The organism is Lutibacter sp., from assembly GCF_041596795.1.
GTDB lineage: Bacteria > Bacteroidota > Bacteroidia > Flavobacteriales > Flavobacteriaceae > Lutibacter.
Genome location: NZ_JBFHHX010000031.1, coordinates 16,072 through 28,801, shown reverse-complemented (window position 1 = coordinate 28,801; position 12,730 = coordinate 16,072). Strand labels below are relative to the sequence as shown.

At 31.6% G+C, this 12,730-nt stretch carries 7 protein-coding genes; 3 read left to right on the top strand and 4 right to left on the bottom strand.

Annotated features, from left to right (window positions below; genetic code table 11):
* Both gltB and ABY298_RS05845 read left to right on the top strand, forming a co-directional pair.
* On the top strand, positions 1-3,832 hold a 3,832-nt coding region (gene gltB, locus ABY298_RS05850; protein ID WP_372745073.1), incomplete at its 5' end, for a glutamate synthase large subunit.
* Between the two features lie 5 nt (positions 3,833-3,837).
* Positions 3,838-5,298 (top strand): glutamate synthase subunit beta, encoded by a 1,461-nt coding sequence (locus ABY298_RS05845; protein WP_372745072.1) that lies wholly within the window; start codon positions 3,838-3,840, stop codon positions 5,296-5,298.
* A gap of 191 nt (positions 5,299-5,489) precedes the next feature.
* On the opposite strand, the gene ABY298_RS05840 is transcribed toward ABY298_RS05845, so the two are convergent.
* From ABY298_RS05840 to pta, 3 genes are all read right to left on the bottom strand, one after another.
* On the bottom strand, positions 5,490-7,097 hold the full coding sequence (locus ABY298_RS05840) for a fumarate hydratase (RefSeq protein WP_372745071.1): 1,608 nt from the start codon (positions 7,095-7,097) through the stop codon (positions 5,490-5,492).
* Positions 7,098-7,248: 151 nt separating this feature from the next.
* Positions 7,249-8,436, bottom strand: a complete 1,188-nt coding sequence (locus ABY298_RS05835; protein WP_372745070.1) for an acetate/propionate family kinase — start codon at positions 8,434-8,436, stop codon at positions 7,249-7,251.
* The gene (gene pta, locus ABY298_RS05830) at positions 8,436-10,529 is read right to left on the bottom strand and encodes a phosphate acetyltransferase (protein WP_372745069.1); all 2,094 of its coding nucleotides are present in this window, start codon (positions 10,527-10,529) and stop codon (positions 8,436-8,438) included. The genes ABY298_RS05835 and pta overlap by 1 nt, the downstream gene beginning before the upstream one ends.
* A gap of 152 nt (positions 10,530-10,681) precedes the next feature.
* Here pta and hutI point away from each other — a divergent pair, with 152 nt between their 5' ends.
* A complete protein-coding gene (gene hutI / locus ABY298_RS05825; protein ID WP_372745068.1) occupies positions 10,682-11,926 on the top strand; it encodes an imidazolonepropionase in 1,245 nt (414 codons plus the stop codon).
* Positions 11,927-11,936: 10 nt separating this feature from the next.
* Here hutI and ABY298_RS05820 read toward each other — a convergent pair whose 3' ends face one another.
* A complete protein-coding gene (locus tag ABY298_RS05820) occupies positions 11,937-12,689 on the bottom strand; it encodes a LytR/AlgR family response regulator transcription factor (RefSeq protein ID WP_372745067.1) in 753 nt (250 codons plus the stop codon).
* Positions 12,690-12,730: the final 41 nt, after the last annotated feature.

The window sequence follows — 12,730 nt, the reverse complement described above, 5'->3', positions numbered from 1 at the left end:
TTCTACCAATACAATGCCTTCTTGGGAGTTAGCACAACCATTTAGATATATGTGTCAAAATGGTGAAATAAACACCTTAAAAGGAAATGTAAGTAGAATGCGAGTTCGTGAAGAAATTATGAGAAGTGAAGTTTTTGGCCCTCAAATGGAAAAACTATTTCCAATAATATTGCCAGGAAAATCAGATTCTGCATCTATGGATATGGTTGTTGAATTACTTACACACTCCGGAAGATCATTACCAGAAATTATGATGATGATGATTCCTGAAGCCTGGGAAAAGCACAAAACAATGTCTCCAGAAAGAAAAGCCTTTTACGAGTATAATGGATGTATTATGGAACCTTGGGATGGTCCTGCATCAGTACCATTTACAGATGGAGATTATGTAGGCGCCCTATTAGATAGAAACGGTTTAAGACCATCTAGATATACAATTACAAAGAGTGGAAAACTAATTATGGCATCAGAAATTGGTGTTTTTAATATTGATCCTGCTGATGTTGAAACTCATGGTAGATTAGAACCAGGAAAAATGTTCTTGGTAGATATGAATGAAGGACGTATTATTAAAGATGAAGAAATTAAAAGTAAAATTGTTTCTGAAAGACCCTACAAACAATGGTTAGATAAAACAAGATTACATTTAAAAGATATACCATACGAAAATGAAATCTGCCCAATTGAAACCATTGACATTAAAACTCGACAGCGTTTATTTAATTATACTATTGAAGATATTCAAGAGATAATTACGCCAATGGCACAAAAAGGAAAAGAAGCTTTAGGATCTATGGGAACAGATACGCCTTTAGCCGTTTTATCCGATAAACCACAATTAATTTCCAATTATTTTAAACAATTATTTGCACAAGTTACAAACCCACCTTTAGATGGTATACGAGAAGAAATTGTAACAGATATTAGTTTAAATTTAGGTAAAGACAGAAATATTTTTAGCATTACCGAACGACAGTGTAGAAAATTAAGAATTCAAAACCCTGTTATTTCTAATGATGATTTAGAAAAAATAAGAAATATTACTGTTGAAAGTTTTAAAGCTGTAACCATTGAAATGCTTTATCCTAAAGACAAAGGAATGAATGGTTTAGAAGAAGCCTTGGATAATATAATAATTCAAGTTACCAAAGCTTTAGATGAAAAAGCAAATATTATCATTTTATCTGATAGAGGTGTAAACAAAGAATTTGCACCAATCCCTTCCCTTTTAGCTTGTTCCTATGTAAATCATCAAATGAATCGTTTACGCAAGCGTTCTTATTTCGATATTATAATAGAATCTGCTGAACCTCGCGAACCACATCATTTTGCTACGTTATTTGGTTATGGAGCAAGCGCAATAAATCCATATATGGTGAATGAAATCATCAGAATGCAAGTAAAAGAAGGATTTATTAAAGATATGGACGAACAAAAAGCTGTAGACAATTTTAATAAAGCTATTGGTTACGGTATTTTAAAAATAATGAACAAAATTGGAATCTCAACATTACATTCATACAGAGGTTCTCAAATATTTGAAATTGTTGGTTTTAACTCTCAATTTGTAGATAAATACTTCCCATATACAACTTCTAGAATAGAAGGTATTGGATTATATGAAGTTGAAAAAGAAATTAACGAAAGATACAAATACGCTTATCCAGATACTTTAATTGATAAACGTTTAGGGCTTAATATTGGCGGAGAATACAGATGGAGACGTAATGGAGAAAGACATATGTTTAACCCAACTACTGTTGCAAAATTACAACAAGCTGTAAGATTAAGTGATCAGGCTAGTTATGATGTTTATGCAAAAACAGTTAACGAGCAATCGGAAAATTTAATGACGATCCGTGGTTTATTTGAATTTGATAATTTTGATCCAATTCCATTAGAAGAAGTAGAACCTTGGACAGATATTGTAAAGCGATTTAAAACCGGAGCAATGTCTTACGGATCTATCTCTAGAGAAGCACATGAAAACTTAGCAATTGCCATGAACCGTATTGGAGGTAAATCCAATTCTGGTGAAGGTGGTGAAGATAGAAAACGTTTCCAAAAAGACATAAATGGCGATAGCCGTAACTCTGCAATTAAACAAGTTGCATCTGGCCGATTTGGAGTAACTTCTCACTATTTAACAAATGCTCAGGAAATTCAAATTAAAATGGCTCAGGGTGCAAAACCTGGAGAAGGAGGACAATTACCTGGTGAAAAAGTATTACCTTGGATTGCAGCTGCACGTAATTCAACTCCGTTTGTAGGATTAATTTCTCCCCCTCCTCATCATGATATTTATTCTATTGAAGATTTAGCTCAATTAATTTTCGATTTAAAAAATGCAAATCGTGAAGCAAGAATTAATGTAAAATTAGTTTCTGAAGTTGGGGTTGGTACAATTGCTGCCGGAGTATCAAAAGCAAAAGCCGATGTTGTACTAATTTCTGGTTACGACGGTGGAACTGGAGCTTCTCCTTTAACATCTTTAAAACACGCTGGTCTTCCTTGGGAACTTGGATTGGCTGAGGCCCAACAAACTTTAGTACTAAATAACTTAAGAAGTAGAATTGTTGTAGAATGTGATGGACAATTAAAAACAGGGCGTGATGTTGCTATTGCTGCATTATTAGGTGCTGAAGAATTTGGATTTGCAACAGCTCCTTTAGTAGCTTCTGGATGTATTATGATGCGTAAATGCCATTTAAATACATGTCCGGTTGGAATTGCAACTCAAGACAAAGAGTTACGTAAAAACTTTAAAGGCACACCAGAACATGTAATTAACTTCTTCTATTATATTGCAGAAGAATTAAGAACCATTATGGCTAAACTAGGTTTTAGAACTATTGATGAAATGGTTGGTCAAACCCATAAAATAAATGCAAATAAAGCTATTACACATTATAAAGCCAAAGGTTTAGATTTAACATCTATTCTTCATAGACCAGAAGAATACAGCAAAATGCCTTTAAAAAACACTGAAAAACAAGATCATTTTTTAGATGATGTATTAGATTTTGAAATATTAAAAGACTCTCACAGAGCTTTATATAGAAAAGAAAAAATGACATTATCATACCCTATCAAAAACACAGATCGTTCGGTTGGTGCAATTGTTAGTAACGAAATTTCAAAAATATACGCTCATTTAGGATTACCAGAAGATACCTTAAGTATTAACTTTACAGGTTCTGCAGGACAAAGTTTAGGAGCTTTTACAACACATGGATTAACATTTACAGTTGAAGGAAATACAAATGATTACTTAGGAAAAGGACTTTCTGGAGGAAAATTAATTATTAAAAAACCTGCAACAGCAACATTTCCTGCTGAAAAAAATATAATTGTAGGTAATGTTTGTTTATTTGGAGCTGTAGAAGGGCAGGCATATATTAATGGTATTGCCGGTGAAAGATTTGCTGTTCGTAACTCTGGAGCAATTGCGGTTGTAGAAGGAGTTGGAGATCACTGTTGTGAATATATGACAGGTGGTAAAGTGGTTGTACTAGGAAGTACCGGAAGAAATTTTGCAGCTGGTATGAGTGGAGGAATTGCTTATGTTTATGATCCTGAGAATAAATTTATTAATGGATTATGCAATACAGAAACTATTGAATTTGAAGATATTTTAGAAGAAGATGCTGCAGATTTAAAAGCAATGATTGAAAAACATGTGCTATACACAAACAGCGAACAAGGAAAAAGATTATTGGCAGATTGGGAAACTAGCTTAAGCAATTTTGTTAGAATAATGCCAACTGAATATAAACGTGCATTAAAACGTTTAGAGACAGAAGAACAAATGGTTGAAGAATTAACAGCATAGAGAAGATGGGAAAAGTAACAGGTTTTAAAGAATTTGAAAGAAAAGATGAATCATACACGGAAGTTAAAAAGCGTGTAGAGCATTATAATGAATTTACAATTTCACTTGATGAAGCTGAAATTACCAAACAAGGGTCTAGATGTATGGATTGTGGAATCCCATTTTGTCACAGTGGTTGTCCACTTGGTAATTTAATTCCAGATTTTAATCATATGGTATATCAAGGAGAATGGCAAAAAGCTTCTTGGATATTACACTCAACAAACAATTTTCCAGAATTTACAGGTCGTTTATGTCCTGCTCCTTGCGAAAAGGCTTGTGTATTAGGATTAATTGAAGATCCAGTATCTATAGAAAATCTAGAAAAAACAATTGTTGAACGTGCCTTTAAAGAAGGCTGGATTAAACCACAAATTCCAAAGAAAAGAACTGGAAAAACAGTAGCTGTTGTAGGTTCTGGACCTGCAGGTTTAGCAACTGCACAACAATTAAACAGAGCTGGACATACAGTTACAGTTTTTGAAAGAGATGATGAAGTTGGTGGACTTTTACGCTACGGAATTCCTAATTTTAAATTAGAAAAAGGAATAATTGATCGAAGAGTAGAAATACTAAAGGCTGAAGGAATTACCTTTAAAGTAAATGTAAATGTTGGAGTAAACTATAGTGTAAAAGAACTAAAAGCATTTGACGCAGTTGTTTTATGTGGTGGAGCAACTGAAAGAAGAGGATTGCCAACTCCAGGAGCTGATGCAGATGGTGTTGTACAAGCTATGGATTTTTTAACTCAACAAACAAAAATTGTTTTAGGTAAAAAAGTAGAAAATCAAGTTTTAGCTACTGATAAACATGTGATTGTTATTGGTGGTGGAGATACAGGTTCAGATTGTGTAGGAACATCAAACCGACAAGGAGCAGCATCTGTTACTAATTTTGAAATTATGCCAAAACCTCCAGGGCAACGATCTCCTTCAACACCTTGGCCTTATTGGCCTTTACAACTAAAAACTTCTACTTCTCATAAAGAAGGATGTGAAAGAAACTGGTTGATAAATACAAAGGAATTTATTAAAGATGCATCTGGTAAATTAACTGCCTTAAAAACAGTAAATGTTGAATGGAAAATGGTTCCTGGCCAACGTCCTCAATTAATTGAAGTTGAAGGTACAGAAAAAACATGGCCTTGTGATTTAGCCTTATTAGCGCTAGGTTTTACAGGTCCTGAAAGCACTATTGCCGATCAATTAGGAATAAAAAAAGATGAACGATCTAACTACCAAGCAGAATATGGAAAATATCAAACTAATATTCCAAATATATTTGCTGCTGGAGATATGAGAAGAGGACAATCTTTAATTGTTTGGGCAATTTCTGAAGGTAGAGAAGCTGCCAGACAAGTTGATATTTTCTTAATGGGTAAATCTGATTTACCTACAAAAGGAAAAGGAGATTTAGTTGGTGTTTAAAATATTAAAACAACACTTAAAAGCCCTTAAAAATTAATTTTTAAGGGCTTTTTTTATAAAATTACACCAAGTATTAAAAGAATTAATGCCTTTTTTTAATAAAATGAAACATTAAAACTTATTAAAAAAACTAAAAGAACACCAAAATAAACAAGGTTCTTTTGGTGTTCTTTATTAATTAAGTTAATTATTTATTTAAATTCAGCAAAGAAATCATTTCCTTTATCATCTACTAATAAGAATGCTGGGAAATCTTCAATTCTAATTTTACGAACCGCTTCCATTCCTAATTCTGGAAAATCAACTACTTCAACAGATTTAATACTGTTTTTTGCCAATATTGCAGCTGGCCCACCAATAGAACCTAAATAAAAACCTCCATTAGCTTTACAAGCATCTGTAACTTGTTGTGAACGGTTTCCTTTTGCAACCATTACCATACTTCCTCCAACTTTTTGGAATTCATTTACGTATGGATCCATTCTACCAGCAGTTGTTGGCCCAAAACTACCAGAAGCCATTCCTTTAGGTGTTTTTGCTGGTCCTGCATAATAAATAGGGTGATCTTTAAAGTACTGAGGCATTTCTTCACCATTTGCAAGCATTTCGCTAATTTTTGCATGTGCCATATCACGTGCAACAATTAAAGTTCCTCTTAGACTAAAACGTGTTTTAACTGGATATTTTGATAATTCTTCACGTATTTTATCCATAGGTTGATCCAAATCTAACTCAACTGCATCCTTTAAATGTGGTGCTTCTTTAGGTAAGAATTGACTAGGATTTTTTTCTAATTCTTCCAGAAAAATTCCTTCCTCTGTAATTTTTCCTTTTACATTACGATCTGCACTACAGCTAACTCCTAATCCTACCGGGCAAGATGCAGCATGACGTGGTAAACGAATTACTTTTACATCATGTACAAAATATTTACCCCCAAATTGTGCTCCTACTCCACTTTCCTGACAAATTTTTGTAATTTTTTCCTCCCATTCCAAATCACGAAAAGCTTGTCCGCCATCATTTCCTTCAGTTGGTAAATGATCTAAATAACCAGCTGATGCTTTTTTTACAGTTGCTAAATTTGCTTCCGCAGATGTACCACCAACTACAAATGCTAAATGATATGGTGGACAAGCTGATGTTCCTAAATCCATAATATGTTTTTTAACAAAATTGGTTAGGTTTTCTTCTGTTAACAACGATTTGGTCATTTGGTACAAATACGTTTTATTAGCAGAACCTCCACCTTTTGTCATAAACAAAAATTCATAAGCGTTTCCTGTTGTAGCATAAATATCTATTTGAGCAGGAAGGTTTGTACCCGAGTTTTTTTCTAACAACATTGTTTGAGGAACAATTTGAGAGAAACGAAGGTTATCACTTTCATAAGTATTAAAAACTCCTTTAGAAATGTACTCAGCATCTTCTACTCCGGTGTATACATCTTCACCTTTTTTAGCTACACAAATTGCCGTTCCAGTATCTTGACATGTTGGTAATTCTCCAGATGCTGCTACCATTTGGTTTAACAACATTGTATAAGCCACAAAACGATCATTATCTGTTGCTTCAGGATCTTTAAGAATGGTTTCTAATTTTTTTAAATGAGAAGCGCGCAGGTAAAATGATACATCATGATAGGCTTCTTGTGAAAGTAACTCAAGACCTTGAGGTGCTACTTTTAATATTTTTCGTCCATCCAAATCCACCACAGAAACGTGGTCTTTGGTTAATAAACGATACTTTGTAGTGTCCTTTTTAATAGGAAAAGGTTTCTGGTATTTAAATTCAGACATCTTATATATTTTTATTTAACTTCATTTTTAATGATACAAATATACAATGCTAATAGAAAATAGTAGACAGAAAAAAGGTTTATTTATCCTTTAAGCATCAAAAAAAAAAGCATTGAATAATTCAATGCTTTTTATATAACTTAATTTAAAACTACTTTAACAACTGATAAGATTGTTTTGCAATCTCTAATTCTTCGTTAGTTGGAATTACTAAAATTTTAACTTTTGAATTTTCAGAATGAATTTCAGTTAATTTTTTAACTCTTAAATCATTTTTCTTTTCGTCTAATTCAATTCCGAAGAAATCCATATCAGCACAAGCATTTTTTCTGGCTAAAATAGAATTTTCACCAATACCAGCAGTAAATACAATTGCGTCTACTCCATTTAAAGCTGCTACATATTTACCAATGTATTGTTTAATTCTGTATGCACTCATATCTATAGCTAACTGACAGTCTACATTCCCTTCTGCAGCAAGTTTTTCAATATCTCTTAAATCGCTGTAACCTGTTAAACCTGTTAAACCACTATCTCTAAGAAGCATATTATTTACTTCATCAATACTATAATCTAAATTATTTACTAAATGAAATATAATTGCTTGATCTACATCTCCACTTCTGCTCCCCATAATTAAACCTTCATTTGGACCAAATCCTAATGATGTGTCAACACTTTTTCCGTCTTTCACAGCAGTAATACTACATCCGTTACCTAAATGAACCGTAATAATTTTAGAGCTATTAGCTACACCTAAATGTTCAATTGCTCTTTCAGTTACAAATTTATGACTTGTTCCGTGAAAACCATATCTACGAATTTTATTTACGTTTAATAATTTATTTGGAATGGCATATTTATATGCTTTAACTGGCATTGTTTGATGAAAAGCAGTATCAAAAACTGCAATTTGCGCAGCATCTGGAAACATAGATTCTGCTACAATAATTCCCTCATAATTAGCTGGGTTATGTAAAGGAGCTAATGGAAATAATTCTTTTATTTTATCTTTTACTTTATCATCAATAATTACTGTATTTGAAAAAGTAGAACCACCATGTACAACTCTATGACCAACAGCAGCAATTTCTGAAGTAGATTTTATTACTCCAACTTCTTCATCTAATAAAAATTTTACAATTTTCCCTAATCCAATTTCGTGATTTTCAATTTCACAAATTTTATCAATTGAATGGTTGTTGGATTTGTAGTGAATTTCTGGATTTGCTAACCCAATTCTTTCTACTAAACCTGAACAAATTACTTCTTCTTCTGGCATTTTAAATAATTGATATTTAATGGAAGAACTACCTGAATTAATTATTAAAACTTTCATTATAAACCTTGTGCTTGTATTGCTGTTAATATTACTGTGTTAAAAATATCGTCTATTGTACAACCTCTACTTAAATCGTTAACTGGTTTGTTTAAACCTTGTAACATTGGGCCAATAGCTAATGCGCCTGTTTCTCTTTGTACTGCTTTATATGTATTATTTCCTGTATTTAAATCAGGGAAAATAAGCACATTTGCTTGTCCTGCAACTTCAGAATTTGGCATTTTGCTTTTTCCTACTGTTGGATCTACAGCTGCATCATATTGAATTGGTCCTTCAATTTTTAAATCTGGACGTTTTGCTTTTACTATTTCTGTTGCTTCTCTAACAACATCTACATCTTCACCTTTTCCTGATGAACCAGAAGAATAAGAAAGCATTGCTATTTTTGGTTCAATACCAAAATTGATACTTGACTCTGCCGATGAAATTGCTATTTCTGCTAATTGCTCTGCATTTGGATTTGGGTTAATTGCACAATCTCCAAATACTGAAACTCTATCTTCTAAACACATAAAGAATACTGATGAAACAACAGAAACTCCTGGTTTGGTTTTAACAAATTGTAAAGCTGGTAAAATTGTATGACCTGTTGTATGAGCTGCTCCAGACACCATTCCATCTGCCAACCCTTTATGCACCATCATTGTACCAAAGTACGATACATCTCCCATTAAATCTTCAGCCATATCTATTGTAACACCTTTATTTTTTCTTATTTCAAATAAGGTATTTGCAAAATCCTTAAAGTATTCAGAGTTTACAGGATCAATAATATTTAATTTATCAATATCTACTATTAAACCTAAACGTGCTATTCTATTTGCAATTTCTTCTTTATTTCCTAATATGGTTAAATCAACAATGTCCATTTGAATTAAACGAACCGCTGCAGATATAATTCTATCATCATTTCCTTCAGGCAATACAATATGTTTTCTTACTGTTTTTGCTCTTTTTAATAAATTAAATTGGAACATTCTTGGTGTAATACCATTATTTTTAAATGTTACAAATTTTTCAGTTAATTCATCTGCATTACAATATTTATCAAATGTATTTATAGATGTAAGAATTTTCTCTTTATTTTCCGCATACATATGCGAGCGAACTGCACCAATTTTGTTGGCAACGCTAAAGGTTCCTCCTTTTACAGATAATATTGGAACAATTTGTTGTAAACCTTCAATTAATCTTACAATTGGTTCTTCAGGCAAAATTCCGCCGGTTAAAACAATTCCAGAAATTGACGGATAATTACTTGATATATTTGCTTGTAAAGCTCCTAAAATAATATCAGCTCTATCTCCTGGAGTTATTATTAAACAATCTTTTTCTAAATGTGTTAAGTAATTTCTTAACTGCATAGCTCCAACTTTAAAAGTTGTAGTTTGATTGTTTATAAACTCTTCTCCAAATAACACTTCTGCATCTATAGCTTGTGCAATTTCTTTTATGGTTGGATTTTGCAATGATGGTATTAATGGAATTACATCTACAAAAACATCTTTTGGTAAATGTTTTTTAACACCTTCTCTAGCAATTTCAATATTTTCTTCTTGAACTTTATTTACAATTACTGCTAAAACTTTCACTTCTTTCTCTGAAAATGAATCATAGGTTATATGTACTCCATTTACAAATTCATCTAACGTTTTTCCAATTCCACTAGCAACAATAATTGCAGGAATTCCTAAGTTTTTTGCAATTAAAATATTAGCATCTAACTCTATAGCTGTTCCCTCTCCAGAAAAATCTGATCCTTCAACTAAAACAAAATCATTTTTTTCCTCAATTGCTTTGTATTTATTAATAATTGTATCAAATATCTCACCTTCTTTTCCTTGATTCCTTTTATTAATAAATTCAGTTCTTGTAAAAGCATACGCTTCATTTGGATCAATATCTAACTCAAAATGAGATAGTATTGTATTGATGTGATTATCTTTATCACCTCCGTTTGGACCATCAATTATTGGTCTAAAATAACCCACTTTTGCTGTTTTACCTAACAACATTCTCATGAGTCCCAGTACAACAATTGATTTACCACTATTGGCTTCACTTGTTGCAATATATATAGCTTTATTCATTATAAAAATTTTATGCAAATATACTGTATCTGAACTGGTTTACCAGTTTTTTAATCAATATTTTAGTGACATTTGTCACATTTTTAAAAAAAACTACTTGTTAAATAGTATATAAAATATCTGTATCTTTGGTACTCTTTTTGCCTTAAATTATGAAAATAGCAATTACCAATATAAAAGAATTAATTCAAATTGAAGATATGCCAAAAAAGTATGTCTCTGGTAATGAAATGAATAATCTTCCTACTCTAAAAAATGCTTTTTTAATTATTGAAAATGATTGTATCCTAGATTTTGGTTCTATGCATAATTTTACACCCTCAATTTCTTTTGATAAAATAATAGATGTAACCGATAGATTAATTCTTCCTACTTGGTGCGATAGTCATACGCATATTGTGTATGCAGGAAACAGAGAACAAGAATTTGTGGATAGAATTAACGGTCTTACTTATGAAGAAATTGCAACTAACGGTGGTGGTATTTTAAATTCTGCTACACTTTTACAAAATACTTTAGAGGAAGATTTATACAAACAATCTGCCGCTAGATTAGAAGAAGTAATAAAATTAGGAACTGGTGCCATTGAAATTAAATCGGGTTACGGATTAACTAAAGATGCGGAAATAAAAATGTTAAAAGTGATAAAAAAACTAAAAGAAAATTATCCAATAGCCATAAAAGCAACATTTTTAGGAGCACATGCATTACCTGCAGCCTTTAAAAACAAAAAAAGTGACTATTTAATAGATGTTATTGAAAATATTCTACCCATTGTAGCCAAAGAAAAATTAGCCGATTTTATTGATGTTTTTTGTGAAACAGGTTATTTTTCGGTTGAAGATACAGTAAAATTACTTGAAGCTGGCAAGGTTTACGGACTAAGACCTAAAATTCATGTTAATCAATTTAATGCTATTGGCGGTGTGCAAACCGGTGTTAAATACAAAGCACTTTCTGTAGATCATTTAGAAGAAATGAGAACAGAAGATATTGAAGTTTTAAAAAATACAGAAACTATGCCAGTAGCTTTACCAAGTTGCTCTTATTTTTTAAGTATACCTTATACGCCTGCAAGAAAAATGATTGATGCTGGTTTACCTTTAGCACTTGCATCTGATTATAATCCTGGTTCTACTCCATCGGGAAACATGAACTTTGTTGTTTCAACTGCTTGTATAAAAATGAAAATGACTCCGGAAGAAGCTATAAATGCAGCTACACTTAATGGTGCTTATGCAATGGGATTAGAAAAAACACATGGAAGTATTTGCCGAGGAAAAAAAGCGAATTTTATAATTACCAAAAAAATTCCGAGTTATAGTTTTATTCCATATTCTTTCGGAAACAATCAAATTGAAGCTGTTTATTTAAATGGTGTAAAACAAGATTTTTAAAATATTTGGTTTACTCAATCCAATTTTTAAAATCTTTCACGCGCTCGCGACTCACAATAATTTCAAACTCCATAAAAGAATTTAAAATTATTTTTAAACGACTATTAGAGTAGGCAATTATGTCTTTTATATGATGAATGTTTACAAAATATTTTCTACTCACTCTAAAAAATACAGAAGGATCTAAAATTGTTTCTAACGTATCTAATGTATCTTCAATTAAATAACTTCTATTTTCTGTACTATGTACGTGTGTTGCTTTATTTTCACTGTAAAAACATTCTATAGAATCAATTGGAATCATTTTTAAATGTTGGCCAATTTTAACCGTAAATCTTTTTTTATAAGTGATTTGAGATGATAAAACAATTTTTTTTAGCGCTTCAATATCAAACCCTTCATTTAATAATGGGGCTTTTATTTTTTTATATTGATGAATGGCGTTTTCCAATTCATCAGCATCAATTGGTTTTAGCAAATAATCTACACTATTTAATTTAAAAGCTTTTAAAGCATATTCATCATAAGCAGTTGTAAAAATAATAGCACTTGTAATTTCTACTTCATCAAAAATTTCAAAAGACAAACCATCTGAAAGTTGAATATCTAAAAATAACAAATCTGGATTTTTATTGGTATGAAACCAATTTATAGATTCTTCAACTGAATGCAACATAGCAATTGGATTTATTCCTAAATCATTTAGCATTCTACTCAACCTACGTGCTGCTGGTTTTTCGTCTTCAATTATTACAACATTCATACTAAAATTTAATTTTTATTTTTTATAAAAGCTTTGATAAA

What these genes read in the sequence shown, in the direction of transcription:
- ABY298_RS05845 (WP_372745072.1), top strand. Translation starts at nt 3,838, where the DNA reads ATGGGAAAAGTAACAGGTTTTAAAGAATTTGAAAGAAAAGATGAATCA.
- ABY298_RS05840 (WP_372745071.1), bottom strand. Translation starts at nt 7,097, where the DNA reads ATGTCTGAATTTAAATACCAGAAACCTTTTCCTATTAAAAAGGACACT.
- ABY298_RS05835 (WP_372745070.1), bottom strand. Translation starts at nt 8,436, where the DNA reads ATGAAAGTTTTAATAATTAATTCAGGTAGTTCTTCCATTAAATATCAA.
- pta (WP_372745069.1), bottom strand. Translation starts at nt 10,529, where the DNA reads ATGAATAAAGCTATATATATTGCAACAAGTGAAGCCAATAGTGGTAAA.
- hutI (WP_372745068.1), top strand. Translation starts at nt 10,682, where the DNA reads ATGAAAATAGCAATTACCAATATAAAAGAATTAATTCAAATTGAAGAT.
- ABY298_RS05820 (WP_372745067.1), bottom strand. Translation starts at nt 12,689, where the DNA reads ATGAATGTTGTAATAATTGAAGACGAAAAACCAGCAGCACGTAGGTTG.